Annotated in this window: 13 protein-coding genes and 3 rRNA genes; 9 read left to right on the top strand and 7 right to left on the bottom strand. The window is 63.3% G+C overall.

The window, feature by feature from the left end; translation table 11 throughout:
- The first annotated feature begins 172 nt into the window (after nt 1–172).
- Genes BJ997_RS13065 through BJ997_RS13085 form a run of 5 tightly spaced genes read left to right on the top strand, consistent with a single transcriptional unit; the run spans nt 173 to nt 5,553 of the window.
- Nucleotides 173–1,321: a DUF7847 domain-containing protein gene (locus BJ997_RS13065; RefSeq protein WP_052542562.1), complete on the top strand. Its 1,149-nt coding sequence runs from the start codon at nt 173–175 to the stop codon at nt 1,319–1,321.
- A complete protein-coding gene (locus BJ997_RS13070; protein WP_052542563.1) occupies nt 1,318–1,971 on the top strand; it encodes a DUF4129 domain-containing protein in 654 nt (217 codons plus the stop codon). Before BJ997_RS13065 ends, BJ997_RS13070 begins: the two co-directional genes overlap by 4 nt.
- Nucleotides 1,968–3,263, top strand: a complete 1,296-nt coding sequence (locus BJ997_RS13075; RefSeq protein WP_052542564.1) for a DUF4350 domain-containing protein — start codon at nt 1,968–1,970, stop codon at nt 3,261–3,263. The genes BJ997_RS13070 and BJ997_RS13075 overlap by 4 nt, the downstream gene beginning before the upstream one ends.
- Nucleotides 3,260–4,237: an AAA family ATPase gene (locus BJ997_RS13080; protein ID WP_035838774.1), complete on the top strand. Its 978-nt coding sequence runs from the start codon at nt 3,260–3,262 to the stop codon at nt 4,235–4,237. Before BJ997_RS13075 ends, BJ997_RS13080 begins: the two co-directional genes overlap by 4 nt.
- Before the next feature lie 8 nt (nt 4,238–4,245).
- On the top strand, nt 4,246–5,553 hold the full coding sequence (locus BJ997_RS13085) for a DUF58 domain-containing protein (RefSeq protein WP_035838777.1): 1,308 nt from the start codon (nt 4,246–4,248) through the stop codon (nt 5,551–5,553).
- Here BJ997_RS13085 and BJ997_RS13090 read toward each other — a convergent pair whose 3' ends face one another.
- A complete protein-coding gene (locus BJ997_RS13090; protein ID WP_035838779.1) occupies nt 5,554–6,549 on the bottom strand; it encodes a stage II sporulation protein M in 996 nt (331 codons plus the stop codon). It lies immediately after the preceding gene.
- Nucleotides 6,550–6,578: 29 nt separating this feature from the next.
- On the opposite strand from BJ997_RS13090, the gene BJ997_RS13095 reads away from it, so the two are divergent.
- The gene (locus tag BJ997_RS13095) at nt 6,579–7,427 is read left to right on the top strand and encodes an RDD family protein (protein WP_236629094.1); all 849 of its coding nucleotides are present in this window, start codon (nt 6,579–6,581) and stop codon (nt 7,425–7,427) included.
- A 343-nt stretch (nt 7,428–7,770) separates the two neighbouring features.
- On the opposite strand, the gene rrf is transcribed toward BJ997_RS13095, so the two are convergent.
- The 5 genes from rrf to BJ997_RS13120 form a co-directional block, all read right to left on the bottom strand.
- A 5S ribosomal RNA gene (gene rrf, locus BJ997_RS13100) occupies nt 7,771–7,887 on the bottom strand.
- Between the two features lie 109 nt (nt 7,888–7,996).
- Nucleotides 7,997–11,124 (bottom strand): 23S ribosomal RNA (locus BJ997_RS13105).
- A 438-nt stretch (nt 11,125–11,562) separates the two neighbouring features.
- A 16S ribosomal RNA gene (locus BJ997_RS13110) occupies nt 11,563–13,096 on the bottom strand.
- The 16S, 23S and 5S rRNA genes sit together here, the layout of an rRNA operon.
- Before the next feature lie 945 nt (nt 13,097–14,041).
- A complete protein-coding gene (gene ahcY, locus BJ997_RS13115; protein WP_035840798.1) occupies nt 14,042–15,529 on the bottom strand; it encodes an adenosylhomocysteinase in 1,488 nt (495 codons plus the stop codon).
- Between the two features lie 58 nt (nt 15,530–15,587).
- Entirely contained in the window at nt 15,588–15,818 is a 231-nt protein-coding gene (locus BJ997_RS13120) for a DUF3499 family protein (RefSeq protein WP_052542837.1), read from the bottom strand.
- Nucleotides 15,819–15,863: 45 nt separating this feature from the next.
- Here BJ997_RS13120 and BJ997_RS13125 point away from each other — a divergent pair, with 45 nt between their 5' ends.
- From BJ997_RS13125 to BJ997_RS13135, 3 genes are all read left to right on the top strand, one after another.
- The gene (locus BJ997_RS13125; RefSeq protein ID WP_035840794.1) at nt 15,864–16,310 is read left to right on the top strand and encodes a metallopeptidase family protein; all 447 of its coding nucleotides are present in this window, start codon (nt 15,864–15,866) and stop codon (nt 16,308–16,310) included.
- A 181-nt stretch (nt 16,311–16,491) separates the two neighbouring features.
- Nucleotides 16,492–17,175: a hypothetical protein gene (locus BJ997_RS13130; RefSeq protein WP_183323513.1), complete on the top strand. Its 684-nt coding sequence runs from the start codon at nt 16,492–16,494 to the stop codon at nt 17,173–17,175.
- Between the two features lie 285 nt (nt 17,176–17,460).
- Nucleotides 17,461–19,014, top strand: coding sequence for a glycosyltransferase family 39 protein (locus BJ997_RS13135; RefSeq protein WP_183323515.1), 1,554 nt, complete (start codon nt 17,461–17,463; stop codon nt 19,012–19,014).
- Here BJ997_RS13135 and BJ997_RS13140 read toward each other — a convergent pair.
- The gene (locus BJ997_RS13140; RefSeq protein ID WP_035839704.1) at nt 19,002–20,426 is read right to left on the bottom strand and encodes a glycosyltransferase family 87 protein; all 1,425 of its coding nucleotides are present in this window, start codon (nt 20,424–20,426) and stop codon (nt 19,002–19,004) included. The genes BJ997_RS13135 and BJ997_RS13140 overlap by 13 nt on opposite strands.
- Nucleotides 20,427–20,463: the final 37 nt, after the last annotated feature.

Genomic DNA, 20,463 nt, shown 5'->3' on the forward strand with positions numbered 1-20,463 from the left:
TCTTTGCCATTCATCGTGCTCTGCCATCCAGCGTGCACCGTGTCGTGCTTCGACGTATGATGTCGCCCCGTCACGCTACGTATTGCCCGGTGAGTAGTGCATTCACTGCGTCAAGAATAGTCGAGACAGGCTGTAAGCGCGCGAGCGGTCGAGGTGTGCCAGCATTGAAGACGTGACAGACCGACAAAACTGGAGCCCACCGACCTTCGGCGTGTCCGGAGGTGCCCACGAGGAACCCCCGTATGGCCCGCCCGGTTCGGGACCACAACCGGCCGCGACGCCTCCGGCCTGGACGCCGCCACCCCGGCCCGGCCTCATTCCGCTTCGCCCCCTGGCCTTCGGCACTCTCCTCTTCGCGCCCTTCACCGTGCTGCGACGCAATCCCCGGGCCACCTTCGGCAGCGCCCTGCTCGTGCAGGCCGCCGTGGCCCTCATGACGTTCCTCGTGGTGGGACTCGTCACGTTCTGGGCGCTCGGCCGAATCGACAGCGCGCCGCTCGACGAACAGGGCGAGGTCGAGGCCGGCGCTCTCGTCACAATCGTGCTTTCTGCCCTCGTGCCGCTCGCTCTCAGCGTGATCGCGTCCGCCCTGCTGCAGGGGGTGATCGTCACTGAGGTCGCAAGAGCAACGCTCGGTGAGAAACTGCGTCTCGGCCAGCTCTGGCGCACAGTTGCCCCCCGACTCTGGACGCTCGTGCTCTGGACCCTCCTCCTGGGCGCGGTCTCGCTCATCGCGGTGGGCGTGCTGACTGTCATCGTGGTACTTTTCGTGGTCGTCGCCGGCGGGACCGGGATTGCGGTGGGTATCGGCATCGCGATTGTCGGTTCGCTCGGCCTCGTCGTGGCCGGAGTCTGGCTGTATACCAAGACCAGCGTCGTTCCCAGCCTCATCGTGCTCGAACGCCGGGGACTGTGGGCCGCCGTTCGACGGTCCTGGTCGCTGACGGGAGGGTACTTCTGGCGCACCTTCGGAGTTCAGGCCCTCGTCGCCCTGATCGTGAGCACGGTCGTGCAGATCGTGACGACCCCGTTCACTCTCGTCGCCGGCTGGCTGTTGTCGCTCGTCGACCCGAACGCCGCCGTCGACGCCTACATCCCGGCCATCATCAGCTATATCATCGTCATCTGCGTGTCCCTCGTGTTCGGCGCGATCGCCGCCGTGGTGCAGTCGGCGACGATCGCCCTGATCTACATCGACCTCCGCATGCGCAAGGAAGGCCTCGATCTCGAACTCGCGCGCTTCGTCGAGTCCGGGCAGTCGGGCGGGCGTGTCACGGACCCGTATCTCGTCGCCGATCGCGGCGCCACTCCCACAGCATGACGATTCTGTCCGTTCCCGTCGTGCCCGACGCCCCAGAGGCGCAGCGCTGGTTGCAGGAAGAACTCGCGAAGCCCCCGTACGAAGCCGCACGGCCCACCTGGTTCGACCGGCTGTCCCAGGCCTTCTTCGATTGGCTCGGCTCGCTGCAGGCGCCCGGCGGGAGCAGTTGGAGCGGCTGGGTCCCTCTGCTCGTGGTCGTTCTGCTGCTGGCCGCCGGGGTGGCCGCGTGGCTCATCTACGGCTCGCCGCGCCGCAATCGCCGGGCGCGGGCCGCGGTCGAGATGTTCGGGACGAACGATCGGCGCAGCGCGGACGACATGCGCCGGGCCGCGCAGTCCGCCGCCCAGTCAGCACACTGGAGCCTCGCGAGCGAGGAGATCTTTCGCGCCCTCGCGGCGGACCTGTTCGAACGCACCATCCTCACGGTCACCCCGGGCACGACGGCGCACGGCTTTGCCGAGCGAGCCGCATCCGCCTTCCCGACAGCGGGTACCCGGCTTCGAGAGGCGGCCGATGTGTTCGACCGCGTACGCTACCTCGGTGTCGCCGGCGCGGAGAGCGACTATCGCACCCTGGCCGCGCTGGAAGGCGACCTGCGGGGCCAGACGCCCACGACCCTCGAATCGCTGTCGCAAGCGGTGCGCCCGTGAGGCGCCTCACCGAGGCGAGCGGTACGCATCCGCTGTCTTCGGGCGACGCCTCCCGCAACGCCCCGTCGATCACCCCGACCCTGCGCACGTCTGTGCGCCGCTCGCTGTTCTGGGTTGTCGCGGGCGTCGGCGTGCTCATCGTCGCTCTCGTCTCGGCGGCCGTCCTCGGCGGGCAGTCCGCCGGGCGCCCGCTCGCCTCCGACAGCGCGGCGCCCACCGGAGGCCAGGCGCTCGCCGAGGTGCTCCGGCAACAGGGCGTCACGGTCGTGCCGGTGGACAGCCTCACCGAAGCACGCGCCGCCCTGTCGGCAGCGGATGACGCCACTGTGTTCTTCTCGGACGCGGACGGGTTTCTGGATGCACAGGGACTCACCGAGCTGGCCACGCTCGCTCCGCGCACCGTCGTGGCGGCTCCCGATTTTCTCGCCCTGCAATCCCTCGCCCCCGAGGTGGGTTTCGGCGGCGTCGGAAACAAGTCCCCGGTGCCGGCCGACTGCACCCTGCCGGCCGCTCTGCGGGCAGGTTCGCTCTCGCCCGACGGGGACACCCTGCGGATCCCCGCCGGATCGGCCGGCTCCGCAACCCTGACCGGATGTTTTCCCAGCGACGACGGAGCCTACTCCGTGGTCGACCGCGTCGAGGGCGGCCGAGACGTGACTCTTGTCGGCGACGCCGCCGTGTTCAGCAACGACCAGATTGCCACCTACGGCAACGCCGCCTTGGCGCTCAACCTGGTTGGCGCGAGCGACACTGTGGTGTGGTATCTGCCGACCCTGGCCGATGTGGCCCGCACCGGTGTGCCGTCGATGGGCGAGCTGACGCCTGGTTGGCTGACGCCCACGCTCCTGCTGCTCGGCCTCGTTTTCGCGGCCGCCGCCATCTGGCGCGGGCGTCGCTTCGGACCGTTGGTAGCCGAAAACCTCCCCGTGACGGTCAAAGCGAGCGAAACCATGGAGGGGCGCGCGCGCCTGTACGCCCGCGGCAACACCCGGCTGCGCGCCCTCGACGCGCTCCGCATCGGTGCGACCCAGCGACTCGCCGTCATGGTCGGACTCGGCAGGGGTGCCGGGCTCAGTGAGATAGTGCTCGCCGTCGCGGCCCGCACCGGCGTACCCAGCGACCAGGTTCGTGCTGTGCTCGTGCAGGAGCAGCCGGTGGGCGACTCAGATCTCATGCGGCTGTCCGCCCGACTCGAACAACTCGAACGAGACACCCGCGCCGCAACCCACACTGTCGTGCGCAACCCCTCGACACCGAACGACACCGCGCCACACGGCAGAATGGACTCATGATCACTCCCGACATCGACACCAGCACCGATTCGCTGCGCCAGTCCCTCACCCGGGTTCGCGCCGAGGTCGGCAAAGCTGTTGTAGGCCAGGACGGCGCCGTGACGGGCCTCATCATCGCACTGCTGGCGCGCGGCCATGTGCTGCTCGAGGGGGTGCCCGGTGTCGCCAAGACGCTCCTGGTGCGCACACTCAGCCACGCTCTCAGCCTCGACACCAAGCGCATCCAGTTCACGCCGGACCTGATGCCCGGGGATGTGACGGGTTCGCTCATCTACGATGCCAAGTCCGGGGAGTTCGAGTTTCGCGCGGGTCCCGTGTTCACGAACATTCTGCTCGCCGACGAGATCAACCGCACACCGCCCAAGACGCAGTCGGCTTTGCTCGAGGCCATGGAGGAGCGCCAAGTCAGTGTCGACGGGGCGTCCCGGGAACTCCCCCGCCCCTTCATCGTGGCCGCGACCATGAACCCCATCGAATACGAGGGCACGTATACGCTTCCGGAGGCGCAGCTCGACCGGTTCCTGCTCAAGCTCGTGCTCGACGTGCCGGGCAGGGACGAAGAGGTCGAGGTGCTTCGACGCCACGCGGCGGGTTTCAATCCGCGCGACCTATCCGGAGCCGGTGTGACACCCGTGCTGGGAGCAGCCGAGCTTGCGGCGGCACAGGCGGCGGTCGCATCCGTCGGCTCGAGCGCCGACTTGCTGGCGTACATCGTGGACCTGGCGCGCGCCACGCGTAACAGCCCGTCTGTGCGGCTTGGGGTGAGCCCGCGAGGCACGACTGCCCTCCTCGCCGCGACGAAGGCCTGGGCGTGGCTGAGCGGCTACGATTCGATCACCCCCGACCACGTGCAGGCCATGGTGCTCCCGGTCTGGCGTCATCGCATTGTGCTGCAGCCGGAGGCCGAGCTCGAGGGCGTGTCGGTGGATGCCATCCTGCGGGCCGTGCTCCAGCAGGTGCAGGTACCGATCTAGGCCTGCCCATGACATTCACCGGTCGTTTCGTCGCCCTGCTCGCTCTCGGCATGATTCCCGTCGTGCTCTTGGGCGGCACAATCCCTCGCGCCTTTGCCGTGCTCGGGCTGTGGCTGCTCATCGTCGTGCTGCTCGGGAGCCTCGACCTGATTCTCGCGGCGTCGCCGCGCAACGTGGTGCTCGAACGCTCGCTGCCGGCCCGGGTGCGCCTGGGCGAAACGGTGACAAGCCAACTCGCCATCACCAACACCGGAACCCGCCGGCTGCAGGCCGTGGTGCGGGATGCCTGGCAGCCCTCGGCCGGTGCCGGCAACAACCGCAGTGTGGTGTCGATCCTCCCGCGGGAGAGGCGCCTCGTGCTGCTCACCCTCACACCGTTTCGACGCGGCGAGCGTCGCACCCGCCAGGTGACAGTGCGCGCCAGGGGCCCGTTGGGCCTCTGGACTCGTCAGGCCACACTCAGCGCGCCGGGAATCATCCGGGTGCTCCCGCCGTTCCGTTCCCGCAAACACTTGCCTTCACGCATCCGTCGGCTCAAGGAGCTCGATGGACGCACGAGCGTCATGGTGCGTGGTCCCGGTACCGAGTTCGACTCCCTGCGCGAATACGTTCGCGGGGACGACGTGCGTTCCATCGACTGGCGGGCGACTGCGCGCCGCAACGACGTGATGGTGCGCACCTGGCGCCCGGAACGAGACCGCCGCGTCGTGATTGTCATCGATACCGGCCGTACGTCCGCAGCCCGGATCGACGACGAGCCACGCCTCGACACCGCCTTCGAGGCCAGTCTGCTCCTCGCTGCCCTGGCGGAGCCGGCCGGGGACAGGGTTGACGTCCTCGCGTTCGACCGCCGCGTGCGCGCACGCGTGCAGGGAGCAAAAGGCGCCGCCCTGCTCTCGCGCATGGTCGACGCCATGGCCCTGATCGAGCCGGAACTCATCGAAACCGACTGGGCGGCCGTGCCGGCGCAGGTGCGCGGCATTACCGGACAACACGCCCTCGTCGTGATCATCACCTCCATCGATGCGGCGGGGGCGTCCACGGCTCTGCTGTCGATGCTGCCGCAACTCACTCAGCGCCACACCGTGGTCGTGGCCTCCGTCACCGACCCTGCGGCACTGCAGGCCGCTCGAGAGCGAGGATCCATCGACGAGGTGTATCGCGCGGCGGCGGCCGAGCGGGCCCTGCTCGACGTGGCACGGGTATCCGCTGCCATCCGACAACTTGGCGGCGACGTTGTCACCGCCTCCCCCGCGGACCTGCCGCCCGCCCTCGCGGACCGCTACATCCTGCTCAAGGCGGCCGGGCGCCTCTAGTCAGCTCGAGTAGATTCGGGTGCTGCCAGCCTCGAACTCGCCCAGATCTCCCGTCTCACCCAGCCGCGTCGCGCGTCGTCCCACCACGATCATGTAAAACAGGAAGGCCACCAGACCCAGCGACCCAATGCCGATCTTGATCGGCCAGGGCCACGGGGCCGGGGTAACGAAACCTTCGATGATTCCCGACACCAGCAGCACAATCACCAGACCGATGGCGACGGAGAAGAGTGCACGACCGTCTTCCGCGAGGGCCTGGCCTCGGGTTCGCGCACCCGGGGCAATCCAGGCCCAAAAGATGCGCAACCCCGCCGCGGCTGCCACGAAAATCGCCGTCAACTCGAGCTGCCCATGTGGGGCGATGTACAGGAAGAACACGTCGCCCTTGTCGTAGGAGAACATCACAGCGGCTGTCATTCCGAGCCCCTGGGCATTCTGAAACAGCACGAACGGAACATACACACCCACGATGCCGAACGCGATGCACTGCGCGGCGATAAAGGCATTGTTCGTCCACACCAAGCCGGTGAACGAGGCGGCCGGATTGGACGAGTAGTAACCCACGAAATCCTCATTGGCGACCTGCGCCAACTGCTCCTCAGTGCCCATGTTCGCGAGAACCTGGGGATTGCCGAGAGCCCACACCGCGTACAGGGCGGCAACCACGATTGTGAATAGCGCCACGGCGAGGGTCAGCCAGCGGAGTCGGTACAGGGCGGCCGGAAGCTGCAGCACGAAGAACCGGGGCAGCATCGACAGCAGATTCGCGCTCGTTCCCGTGAAACGCAACCGTGCCCTGGACAATCCCACGGATAACCGATCACCCTGCACCGTCGACCCCGCAGTGGTCTTCATGGCCGAAAGCTGCGTGGCGCCGGCCTGATACCGCTCGATGAGTTCATCGGATTCGGCGCCCGAAAGCTGCCGCCGGGAGCCAAGCTCCGTCAGGCGGTCCCATTCTTTCTTGTGTGCTGCCGTGTAGGCGTCAAGATCCATCTGCTTCAATAGTAGACATGGTGCAGTCGGTGCAGAACACAGATCCGGTGTCGTCCGAAGCGGATGCGTCGCCCACCGATGAACTTCTCACGGGCGAAGCGGTGGCCCTCGACGTGCGTCCGGCTAACCTCATCCTGCGGGGCGCCGGCGCCATCATCGATGCGATCACCTACCTCCTCTTCTTCCTCCTCATGCTGTTCCTGTCTTTTGTCGTGTTCGGAACCACCGACCAGGCACTCATACAGGCGCTGACCGTCGCCGCTCTCGTGATGGCCATCGTGATCACCCCGATGATCGTCGAGACCGCCACCCGAGGCAGGTCCCTCGGCAAACTCGCCATCGGTGCCCGCATCGTACGCACCGACGGCGGCGCCATCTCCCTCCGCCACGCCTTCATACGTGCGCTCACCGGTGTCCTCGAGATCTTCATGACGCTCGGCGGACTCGCAGCGACCGTTGCCCTGCTCAACAGCCGCAGCCAGCGTTTCGGAGACCTCCTCGCCGGCACCTACAGCCAGCACGAGCGAGTGCCGCAGCACAAGGTTCCCGTCCTCGGCGTTCCAGGCCCGCTCCATGAGTGGTCGAAGACCGTGGACATCGCACGCCTGCCGGACGCCCTCGGGCGTCGCGTGGCCCAGTTCCTCCGCCAAGCCGACCGGCTGACGCCCGAGTCGCGCCAACGACTCGCTGTCTCCCTGGCAACCGAGGTGGAGCCCTTCGTCTCCCCCCTCCCCACGGCACCTGCCGAGCCGTTCCTGCAGGCCGTGGCCGCCGTGCGCCGCGACCGCGAGTATGCAGCGCTCCTGCTTGAGCAGGAACGCCTGTCGCGCCTCGCACCGGTGCTGCACGGTCTTCCCCACCAGTTCCCGAACCGCTAGCCAGGCGGGGTCGAACCCCACACGCTGGTCATGCCCGTCGAGCTGAGGAGGCGCTTCGCGCCATCGGGGGATGCGGAATGCGTCGCGATTTCCCCCCTCCGCTGGTCGAGGAACGCCGTCTACGGCGTGTCTCGAGACCCCGCGAGCCGAATCTGAGAGTCGGCTTGCGCGGTCTCGAGCCGCTCGTGCCTCGCTCCTCGACCAACGGGATGGGGAACACGATGCGCTTCCCTCGTAGGCCTCGTGTGCCGGTCTCGCAAGGTGGCTCGCGAGGTCCAGCGGTAGGGGGGTTAACGCAGGAAAGCCACCCCGTGGGGTGGCTTTCTGCTTGTTTCTAAGTTAAGTCCGGCGGTGTCCTACTCTCCCACAGGGTCCCCCCTGCAGTACCATCGGCGCAAAGAGTCTTAGCTTCCGGGTTCGGAATGTGACCGGGCGTTTCCCTCTTGCTATAGCCGCCGAAACATCTTTCGATGGTTCGAACAAACTCATACAAATAGTATTTAGTTGTTGTTCTCGACCGTACATCGAGAACCACATAGTGGACGCATAGCAGCTTCTTCAAACTGAGTGTTATCAAATTATCGGCTTATTAGTACCGGTCAGCTTCATGGGTCTTTAGTCCCCACTTCCACATCCGGCCTATCAACGCAGTAGTCTAGCTGCGAGCCTCTCCCCCTAAGGGATGGAAATCTCATCTCGAAGCCGGCTTCCCGCTTAGATGCTTTCAGCGGTTATCCGTTCCGAACGTAGCTAATCAGCGGTGCTCCTGGCGGAACAACTGACACACCAGAGGTTCGTCCATCCCGGTCCTCTCGTACTAGGGATAGATCTTCTCAAATTTCCTGCGCGCGCAGCGGATAGGGACCGAACTGTCTCACGACGTTCTAAACCCAGCTCGCGTACCGCTTTAATGGGCGAACAGCCCAACCCTTGGGACCTACTCCAGCCCCAGGATGCGACGAGCCGACATCGAGGTGCCAAACCATGCCGTCGATATGGACTCTTGGGCAAGATCAGCCTGTTATCCCCGAGGTACCTTTTATCCGTTGAGCGACAGCGCTTCCACAAGCCACTGCCGGATCACTAGTCCCGACTTTCGTCCCTGCTCGACTTGTCAGTCTCACAGTCAAGCTCCCTTGTGCACTTACACTCGACACCTGATTACCAACCAGGTTGAGGGAACCTTTGGGCGCCTCCGTTACTTTTTAGGAGGCAACCGCCCCAGTTAAACTACCCACCAGGCACTGTCCCTGAACCGGATCACGGTTCGAAGTTAGGTATCCAATATGACCAGAGTGGTATTTCAACGATGACTCCACCTGAACTAGCGTCCAAGCTTCACAGTCTCCCACCTATCCTACACAAGCCACACCGAACACCAATACCAAGCTGTAGTAAAGGTCACGGGGTCTTTCCGTCCTGCTGCGCGTAACGAGCATCTTTACTCGTAATGCAATTTCGCCGAGTTCGCGGTTGAGACAGCTGGGAAGTCGTTACGCCATTCGTGCAGGTCGGAACTTACCCGACAAGGAATTTCGCTACCTTAGGATGGTTATAGTTACCACCGCCGTTTACTGGGGCTTAAATTCTCAGCTTCGCCTTGCGGCTAACCGTTCCTCTTAACCTTCCAGCACCGGGCAGGCGTCAGTCCGTATACATCGTCTTGCGACTTAGCACGGACCTGTGTTTTTAGTAAACAGTCGCTTCCCACTGGTCTCTGCGGCCTTCGAACGCTCCCGGAGCTAGTCCGTTCACGCCTCAGGCCCCCCTTCTCCCGAAGTTACGGGGGCATTTTGCCGAGTTCCTTAACCACGATTCTCTCGATCTCCTTAGTATTCTCTACCTGATCACCTGAGTCGGTTTGGGGTACGGGTGACTAAAACCTCGCGTCGATGCTTTTCTTGGCAGCATAGGATCACTGATTTCACCCTTACGGGCTACCCATCGGGTCTCAGGCATCATGAACGACGGATTTGCCTATCGTTCGCCCTACATCCTTAGACCGGGTCAACCATCGCCCGGCTCAGCTACCTTCCTGCGTCACACCTGTTAATACGCTAACCGCACCAGCATAGGGTCGCACGCTAGGCCCCACGCTTCACCCCGAAGGGATCCATCTAGGGGATTCAGATGCTTAGCATTACTGGATTAGCTTGGGCGGTTTTTCGTCAGTACGGGAATATCAACCCGTTGTCCATCGACTACGCCTGTCGGCCTCGCCTTAGGTCCCGACTTACCCAGGGCGGATTAGCCTGGCCCTGGAACCCTTGATCTTTCGGAGGACGGGTTTCTCACCCGTCTTTCGCTACTCATGCCTGCATTCTCACTCGTGTAGCCTCCACGGCTGGTTTACACCGCCGCTTCGCTGGCCACACGACGCTCTCCTACCCATCAACACGGCTGAACCAACCACACAAGGTGGCGGCTTACCAAAAATATCAATGCCACAACTTCGGTGGCGTGCTTGAGCCCCGTTACATTGTCGGCGCGGAATCACTTGACCAGTGAGCTATTACGCACTCTTTCAAGGGTGGCTGCTTCTAAGCCAACCTCCTGGTTGTCTGTGCAACTCCACATCCTTTCCCACTTAGCACGCGCTTTGGGACCTTAGTTGGTGGTCTGGGTTGTTTCCCTCTCGACGATGAAGCTTATCCCCCACCGTCTCACTGCTGCGCTCTCACTTACCGGCATTCGGAGTTTGGCTGACGTCAGTAAGCTTTTGGGCCCCATCGGCCATCCAGTAGCTCTACCTCCGGCAAGAAACACGCAACGCTGCACCTAAATGCATTTCGGAGAGAACCAGCTATCACGAAGTTTGATTGGCCTTTCACCCCTATCCACAGCTCATCCCCTCCATTTTCAACTGAAGTGGGTTCGGTCCTCCACGACGTCTTACCGTCGCTTCAACCTGGCCATGGATAGATCACTTCGCTTCGGGTCTAGGACATGCGACTGAATCGCCCTATTCAGACTCGCTTTCGCTACGCATTCCCCTCTCGGGTTAAGCTCGCCACATATCACTAACTCGCAGGCTCATTCTTCAAAAGGCACGCTGTCACAGCAACAAGGCTGCTCCAACGGTTTGTAAGCAAACGGTTTCAGGTACTATTTCACTCCCCTCCCGGGGTACTTTTCACCTTTCCCTCACGGTACTTGTTCACTATCGGTCATGTAGGAGTATTTAGGCTTATCAGGTGGTCCTGACAGATTCACACGGGATTTCTCGGGCCCCGTGCTACTTGGGATACTTCTCGAGTGATTGCTGCATTTCGACTACGGGGTTCGCACCCTCTATGACCAGGCTTTCAATCCTGTTCGTCTATACAACGTTCTAACCCTCACCGCCTCGGTAGAGACAGCAGAAAAGTCCCGCAACCCCGACCATGCAACGCCTACCGGCTATCACACATGATCGGTTTAGCCTCATCCGGGTTCGCTCGCCACTACTAACGGAATCACTATTGTTTTCTCTTCCTGTGGGTACTGAGATGTTTCACTTCCCCACGTTCCCTCTACCCGCCCTATATATTCAGGCGGGAGTCACCAGGTCACCTCACGGGCCTGGCGGGGTTTCCCCATTCGGACATCCTCGGATCACAGTTCGTTTATCAACTCCCCGAGGCTTATCGCAGATTACTACGTCCTTCTTCGGCTCTACATGCCAAGGCATTCACCGTTTGCTCTTAAAAATTTGAAATCACATGAGTTTGAATCGATTAAGTACCCTGAATAAATTCAGAGTCGAAATTGACCAATGATCTAATTGCTTAGATCTTTGTAATTTGTCGTATAAATACGATCAAATTTAAGATGCTCGCGTCCACTGTGTAGTTCTCAAAGTACGGGCGGTACCCCTCCACGCCGGCAAGTGATGCCAACGAAAAAAGGTCCAGAGGAAAAGTCCAACACACACCAAAGTGCGTGATGTTCCGGTCCCTCAGGACCCAACAGCGTGCATATGCGATTCTCCCTGACCCCCACTTTTCCAACCCCCGAAGGAGCGTACCGAGTGAAGACCAGTCGTCTTCGCATCAATGTCAATGTTCCACCCATGAGCGCCATCCAAACCGTTCGGCCTGGTATGACTGGCAATCGTATTCCGCTGTATACAGACGGGACTGCACGTGCTCCTTAGAAAGGAGGTGATCCAGCCGCACCTTCCGGTACGGCTACCTTGTTACGACTTAGTCCTAATCACCGATCCCACCTTCGACAGCTCCTTCCCCAAGGGGTTAGGCCACCGGCTTCGGGTGTTACCGACTTTCATGACTTGACGGGCGGTGTGTACAAGGCCCGGGAACGTATTCACCGCAGCGTTGCTGATCTGCGATTACTAGCGACTCCGACTTCATGAGGTCGAGTTGCAGACCTCAATCCGAACTGAGACCGGCTTTTTGGGATTCGCTCCACCTTGCGGTATCGCAGCCCTTTGTACCGGCCATTGTAGCATGCGTGAAGCCCAAGACATAAGGGGCATGATGATTTGACGTCATCCCCACCTTCCTCCGAGTTGACCCCGGCAGTATCCCATGAGTTCCCACCATTACGTGCTGGCAACATAGGACGAGGGTTGCGCTCGTTGCGGGACTTAACCCAACATCTCACGACACGAGCTGACGACAACCATGCACCACCTGTATACCGACCTTGCGGGGCGACTGTTTCCAGCCGTTTCCGGTATATGTCAAGCCTTGGTAAGGTTCTTCGCGTTGCATCGAATTAATCCGCATGCTCCGCCGCTTGTGCGGGCCCCCGTCAATTCCTTTGAGTTTTAGCCTTGCGGCCGTACTCCCCAGGCGGGGAACTTAATGCGTTAGCTGCGACACGGAGACCGTGGAATGGTCCCCACATCTAGTTCCCAACGTTTACGGCATGGACTACCAGGGTATCTAATCCTGTTCGCTCCCCATGCTTTCGCTCCTCAGCGTCAGTTACGGCCCAGAGATCTGCCTTCGCCATTGGTGTTCCTCCTGATATCTGCGCATTCCACCGCTACACCAGGAATTCCAATCTCCCCTACCGCACTCTAGTCTGCCCGTACCCACTGCAGGCCCGAGGTTGAGCCTCGGGTTTTCACAGCAGACGCGACAAACCGCCTACGAGCTCTTTACGCCCAATAATTCCGGACAACGCTTGCACCCTACGTATTACCGCGGCTGCTGGCACGTAGTTAGCCGGTGCTTTTTCTGCAGGTACCGTCACTCCCAGGAAAACCCAGTCGCTTCTTCCCTACTAAAAGAGGTTTACAACCCGAAGGCCTTCGTCCCTCACGCGGCGTTGCTGCATCAGGCTTGCGCCCATTGTGCAATATTCCCCACTGCTGCCTCCCGTAGGAGTCTGGGCCGTGTCTCAGTCCCAGTGTGGCCGGTCACCCTCTCAGGCCGGCTACCCGTCGTCGCCTTGGTGAGCCATTACCTCACCAACTAGCTGATAGGCCGCGAGCTCATCCTTGACCAAAATTCTTTCCACCCCCAGAGATGCCTCCAAAGGTCGTATCCGGTATTAGCTACAGTTTCCCGCAGTTATCCCAGAGTCAAGGGCAGATTGCTCACGTGTTACTCACCCGTTCGCCACTGATCAAAGAAGCAAGCTCCTCATCACCGTTCGACTTGCATGTGTTAAGCACGCCGCCAGCGTTCGTCCTGAGCCAGGATCAAACTCTCCATAAATGTTTGAATAGCTCCCGAATCCATATAAATACAAACACGGTGCCCATCTAGTGCAATAACCAGCCGGAATAGGCCAAGAAACTGCAAGTTTGAAACTGACAGAACAAATCATTACTGACTTGCTTTGTTTGTTTGCGTGATCGAAACCACGACTTTCAATTGTTATTCCAAAGGAATCTCAATGGCTGCTACCCGCTAGAAACGGGACCACAACCACGAGGTTTTTGGCATTTGACATTGTGCACGCTGTTGAGTTCTCAAGGATCGGACGCACCCAGCCGCCGGCCGTTTCAGGCTGTCGCTCTGGGGCAACTTATCTAACTTACCCATCCGGTGAATGGCTGTCAAATCGAGTAATTCGCGCGATTTGAGCGTGCCGAGGCACGCTGCAAATCCCACGACTCTGATGATCAAACCATCGAGATGGGAAGAGTTATATTCTAGACCCTCAGACGACGCACTTGCAAGAAGAAGTGCGACCGGATGTCAGGCCTAGAGGTGGTCCCGCTTGAGGCCGGAGAGCTAAGCAGCTTTCCGCACCTGTGGGGTACGTGTAAACAATACGGTCGCTCGCCCACCCCGTCAAAGCGCCCTCCGCGCCGGGCGTGTCGCTTCCCAGCACGCGAGCCAACTCTCCAGCTGGGCTCACGAGGTCTGCGAGGGAAACGCAGCCTGTATCCCCATCCCGCTGGTCGAGGAGCGAGGCTCGAGCGGCTCGAGACCGCCCAAGCCAACTCTCAGACCCGGCTTGCGCGGTCTCGATCGCTCCTTCGTCGCGCCTCGACCAGCGAGGGGATACCAGGGATACGCCAAGGCAGTCTCGACACGCGCGCCAGCGCGCACTCCTCGACCAGCGGGAGGCCGAAACCGCTGGTCGAGGCGCGAGAACGCGAGGGAACCGCCGGTTGAGGCGGCAAGCGGGCTGGGGTCGGCAGGGCGGGCGGTTCAGTAGCGGTAGTGGTCTACCTTGTACGGACCCTCGACGGGGATACCAAGGTATGCCGCCTGTTCGGGACTCAGTACCGTGAGTTCCACTCCGAGCGCGTCGAGGTGCAGGCGGGCCACCTTTTCGTCGAGGTACTTCGGCAGCACGTACACACCCACCGGGTACTTCTCCGTAAAGCAGTACAGCTCGATCTGGGCGAGCACCTGGTTGGTGAACGAGTTGCTCATCACAAACGAGGGGTGGCCGGTGGCGTTTCCGAGGTTCATCAGGCGCCCCTCGGACAGAACGAGGATGCTGCGCCCGCTCGGCAGACGCCATTCGTCGACCTGCGGCTTAATCTGCACCTTCGTCGCCCCCGGAAGCACTTCGAGCGCTGCCATGTCGATTTCGTTGTCGAAGTGACCCACGTTGGCGATGATGGCCAGGTGCTTCATGCGCAGCATGTGCTCGGTGCGGATCACGTTGAAGTTGCCCGTGCCGCTGACGAAAATATCCACGTCTTCGACGACCGACTCGAGCTTGGCCACCTGGAATCCGTCCATCGCGGCCTGCAGCGCGTTGATCGGGTCAATCTCGCTCACGATCACGCGAGCTCCCTGGCCCTTGAGCGCCTCGGCGGCCCCCTTACCTACGTCGCCGTAGCCGGCCACGAACACCACCTTGCCGCCGATCAGCACATCGGTGGCCCGGTTCAGACCGTCGGGCAGCGAGTGGCGAATGCCGTACTTGTTGTCGAACTTCGACTTGGTGACGGAGTCGTTCACGTTGATGGCGGGGAACAGCAGCGACTTGTCGGCAAAGAGTTCGTACAGCCGGTGCACCCCCGTCGTGGTCTCCTCTGTGACGCCGAGCAGGTCAGCGGCGACCTTGGTCCACCGGTCAGCGGATGCCGCGAGCGACACCCGCAGGGCGGCCAGAATGACGCCGTACTCGTGGCTGTCGCCGGCCGAGTCTGCCGGAACGGTCTTCGCCTGCTCGAATTCGCGGCCCTTGTGCACGAGCATCGTGGCGTCTCCTCCGTCATCGAGGATGAGGTTGGGTCCGGTCCAGGTCTCCCCGGCGGCCTTCGCTTCGGCGCTCCAGTCGAAGATCTGAGTGGTGCACCACCAGTATTCCTCGAGGGTCTCGCCCTTCCACGCGAACACTGGAACGCCCGCAGGGGCATCCACTGTTCCGGTTGGGCCCACGGCGATGGCGGCCGCGGCGTCGTCCTGGGTGGAGAAGATGTTGCAGCTCGCCCAGCGCACCTGTGCGCCGAGGGCCACGAGGGTCTCGATCAACACGGCGGTTTGCACAGTCATGTGAAGCGACCCCGCAATGCGTGCGCCGGCGAGCGGCTTCGAATCGCCGAACTCGGTGCGGAGGGCCATCAGGCCGGGCATCTCGTTTTCGGCGAGGCGCAGCTGGTGCCGACCAGCCTCCGCGAGCGACAGATCGGCGATCTTGTAGGTGAAGGCGGCGGATGTGGACGGCGGGGCTACAGTCATGCGCCCCATCTTGCCATTCCTGCCTGCCGTTGGCCTGCGGATTCGGCCCGAATCGGCCCTAGTCCGTGGACTCTTCAGCGCTCGCGTCGCCGAAGACGCGGTGACGCACGAGCTGCCAGCCCTGCGGCGCGGCCGTTCGCGCGGCGTGCCGGGCACAGAGATCGAAGCTGTGCGGGTCCCGGTCGAACGAGAGCGGGCCGAGAACGGCCATGGAATCGGCATAGTCGAACGTGAGCGTCGCCACGGATGGCTCGCCACAGGCGATTCTTGAGCACGGCCGGATTTCCATCTGTCTGAAGGGTATCAGCGGCCGCTCCGGAAGTAGGATTGGCGCATGTCCAGATCGCGCCGTTCCGCCGTACCCGCGCCCACGGTTCGCGGCCGCGGGCGCGACCGCCACGGACGCGGCGCACGAAGTTCGGTGGCCGGGCCGTTTCTGCCGCCACTGCGCACGCGCATCGATCTCTTCGACATGACGGTCGCGTCAACCGTTGAATATCTGCGGGGAGTCTGGCCCGATGACCTCGCCGACGTGACCTTCGAGGTCGCGGCAGGTCCGCACTCGGTTGTCGCCGGCGTGGGGGTCGAGCGCTGGATGGTCTCGCCGGCGTCACGCCGGATCGTCTTCTACCGCCTGCCGATCCAGCGGCTGTCTCGTCTGCACCGGAACGACGAACTCCATCAGCGCATGATCATCGAGACCTGCGTGTTCCGTGGCGTCGCCGAGCTGCTCGGCAAGGATCCGTGGGAACTCGCCCCGGATCGCTTTCGGCACTTCTAGCGCTCCTCTTAAGCGCTCCCGGTCCTCTCATTGTGAAGGGGGCCTTTTTTAATGCCCGTTTGGTAACGGAACGGTAACAGGTTGGTGGGTTTCCAAACCTTTTCGAGGGTGGAACCGAACACCAGTCAGACCTCATCACCACCCCACACCATCACAGCACACAGACAAGGAATCCCTCATCATGCGTACATTCGCCAAGTCCACCATCGGTTTCGCTTCCGCCGGAATTCTGATGGCCGTCCTCGCCGGTTGCTCAACCGACGCCGCGACCACGTCCTCCTCCAGCGCCCCGAGCTCCTCGAGCTCCAGCTCCGCTACCCCCGAGGCCCCCCTCGCATCCATCCCCAGCCTCTCCGGAGTCGACACGGCCGTTCTCCTGGACGCCGACTTCGCCGCCGCACTCGGAACCCTCGGCCTGACGCCGGGCGTCATCGGAGGCGCCACCCTCGAAGAGGGCAGCCTGCACTTCCCCATCACCGGCGGAAACGTTGACTACTACGACCCGAACGGCACCGTGCGCCCCTACGTACAGGGCACCCTCGAGCACGAAGGCTCCGGCTTCTCCCTCACCGCCGGCGACACCGTCGTCGAACTGACCAACTTCACCATCGACCCCGGCACCTCGGAGCTCTTCGGTGACGTGGCCGTGAACGGCGAGTCCGCCGCCACCCAGGTCAAGGTCTTCGACCTCTACGGCGGAACCCTGAAGCCCCTCCAGATGGACGGCGACAACGCCATCCTCACCGGCACCACCGTCCACATCTCCGCCGACGCCGCCGGCCTGCTGAACACCACGTTCGGAACCGACGCCGTCGCCGACCAGCTCCTCGTCGGCATCGCCACCATCACGGTCGCCACGAAGTAACAGCCCTCACCTCACAACAAAAACGGGCCCGTCGCACACGCGACGGGCCCGCTTCTGCGCACCCGGGCATCTGTGCGCCCGCGCCATAACTCCTGCAAATCGGCACACCCCGCACAGACGGCCGCGTGGTTCCGGGCGCTGAACCCGGCCTGGCCCACAATCTGCAGGAGTTATGCCACCGGGGTCGGAAGAGCCGGCGTAGGGCGGGCGCCCGGCTGGATGCCAGCAAGCACCCGCTACTCTCGTGGTGAGCACCCCGGCCCCGATTGCGAGGACGAATTCCCTATGACGAAAGCCTCACGCCGGTTCGGTAGCCAACGCGTAGCGGATGCCGCGCTCCTGGGCACGATCGCGCTGCTGGTCTCCGTCGCATTCTCCTGGGTACCCTCGGTGTGGTTCGACGAAGCCGCCACAATCACCTCGGCCACGCGCAGTTGGAGCGATCTGGCCCACCTGCTCGAATCCGTCGACCTCGTGCACGGCCTGTACTACGCCGGCATGCACGTGTGGTTCGACATCGTGCCCTACTCCCCCTTCACCCTGCGCCTGCCATCCGCCATCTTCACCGGGCTCGCCGCCGGAATGCTTACCTTCCTCACGAGTTCGATCACGAACCGGCGCACGGCTGTGCTCGCCGGCCTCGCGTTCACCCTCTTGCCACGGGTCACCTGGTCCGGCGCGGAAGGCCGCTCGTTCGCGCTCGGCACGGCCCTCGCCGTGCTGATGACCCTGGTCTTCGTGGCCGCCTGGCGTCGAGGGCGCGAGCGCCGACGCATCCGCACCCTCTGGTGGGCGGTCTACGGAGTGCTCGCCGTGCTCGGCACCGGGGTCTTCCTCTACCTCGCCCTGCTCGTGGTGGCGCACGGAGTGACCGCCGCATGGACCCGTCTCGCCCAGGCCGACAGCGCCATCGAGGGGCCGGGCTCACGCACAGCCAGCGCCGGACTGCTCGGCTGGCTCGGGGCGTCCGTCGCCGCCGCCGTGATTCTCGTGCCGTTCGTACTCACGGTCTCAGGCCAGAGCCAGCAGGTGAGCTGGATTCCGCCGATCACCGCACAGACGCTCAACGACATCGTGGTGTGGCAGTGGTTCGCCCTCAATCCCGCCTTCGCCGTGGCCGGCTGGGCGCTCGTACTCACGGGCGGGACCGTGCTTGTGCGCCGGTCGCGTCGCACACCGGTGATCCCCGAGGCGCCCCTGGCACCGAGCCTGCTCGCGATCGCCGTGCCGTGGATCGTGGTTCCCACCCTCGGGCTGATTGTGGCCTCACTGCTGGTGTCCCCGCTGTATTCCCCGCGCTACCTCACCTTCGGCGCGCCGGCGGTGGCCCTGCTGATGGGCGTGGCGCTCGCCTCCATTCGCCGCAACTGGCTCACCGTGGTGGCGGTGGCCGCGCTCGTAGCGCTGGCCGCGCCGCAATACGTTGCGCAGCGGATGCCCGAGGCCAAGCAGAATTCCTCGTGGCACGAGGTCGCAACTCTCGTGGCAACCGAGCGAGCGAAGCACCCGGTCGAGAAAAGCGCCGTGATCTTCGGGCCGGTGCGGCAGCATCCGGCCGCAACGACGCGCATCATTTCACTGTCATACCCGGAGGCCTTCGCGGGGATGGTGGACGTGAAACTCAAGACGCCCGCGGCCGAGGCCGGCACGCTCTGGGAGAAGCAGTATCCGATCGCTGAGGTGACGAACCGGTTCGACGGTGTCGACGAGGTCTGGCTCGTCACTAGCGACAAGCAAGACTGGCGACCGAGCATCACCGCGAAGCTCGGCGCGCTCGGCTATGACCTGGACACCGAGTGGAACCTCACCGGCGTCAATGTTCTGCGCTACGAGCGCTGAACCGGCCGCGACGCACGATCACGCACCCGGGCAATGAGGCGTCCGGGTTGCCGCAGCAGTCGCCCCGTGGCGCCGGGGCCAGCGCGGCGCAGCGACACCGCCACGATCACGATCACGGCGAGCGCCATCGAAGCCTGCGTCACGGCGAGCGAGGGCTCGAGCAACCGCAGGCTCAGCGCGAGGGGCACCATGAGCCACTCCCATCGTCCGCTCAGCGCGATGAACGGCAGCAGCAACAGCGCGTACCAGGGGTAGCGCGGGCTCAGGATGAGCAGCGTGCTGCCGATCATCACGAGCTGCCCCACCCATGGCGCGTCGGGATCGGTCTTCAGAAACACCAGCAGCGCGATGATCGCGAGCAGCGCTCCTGCTACCCAGATCGCCGCAGAGCCCGGCGCAAACAGCGAGATCAGCGCGAACCGCGAGCCATCCTGGTAGCCCTCCTCTGTGAGGTACCCCGGCAGGTAGCCGAGCACACCGATGCCCGTGGCCAACACGTACGGCACGTACAGCAGCGCGAACGTGACAACGGATGCGATGATCACCTTCCAACCACGGCGTCGCAGCATGGCTGGTGCGGCAATCACCGGTATGAGCTTCGTGGCAATGGCCACGCCGAGCATGATGCCGCCCCGCCACTGCTTGCCGGAGCTCACGAGGAACGCGGCGGCGAGGGTGAACACCACGCCGAGCATGTCCACGTGCGAATTGTTCACGGCTTCCGTGGCCACGAGCGGACACCACGCCCACAGGGCGGCATGGCGCAGATCGATACCGCGCCGCTTCATGCCGACCAACAGCATCACCGTGGTGCCGACGCTCAGCAGTAGGCCGGCGAGTTGCAGCGGCCAGTACTGCGGTGTGGGGCCGGTGACCGCGCGCACGCCGGCGAAGAAGATCTCACTCGCCGGCGGGTAGATGGTGGGTACGTTCGTGCGGTTGAGGGCCGAGCAGAACAGCTCGTCGGTCTGGTCGGTGCGTGCGCGCTGGATGCGCTCTCCCCGGCACACCGCGTCGCCGCGCTTGTTGATCACGGGCTCCGGAAACAGCCAGTCGGGGCGCAGCGAATCGAGTCGCTCATCCGTGGGCGGGTAGGCGTACGGCGAGATGCCGGCGTTCTGCACGATGCCATCCCAGGCGTAGCGTGCGGAGTCGGTGCTCGTGTTCGGCGGACCCACCAGGGCGGCACCGCCGAGAACCACGGATCCGGCGAGCACGAGCACGACGATCGCGCGGCCCTTCACCCCACGCAGGGCCAGCAGTGACAGCGCAAAGAGCAGCCACAGCAGGCCCGTGCACACCACGAGGGCGGTGGAGTCCGGGTCGGGCTGAAAATTGTCATAGCTGAGAACTGTGTACCCGGTGAGGGCCGTGCTCAGGAGCAGGAGCAGGGAGACCAGAACGATTCGCACTGTTCCATCCTCCCCGACTCTGTGCCCAACCGACGAC

It is taken from the genome of Cryobacterium roopkundense (genome assembly GCF_014200405.1).
Classification (GTDB): Bacteria; Actinomycetota; Actinomycetes; order Actinomycetales; family Microbacteriaceae; genus Cryobacterium; species Cryobacterium roopkundense.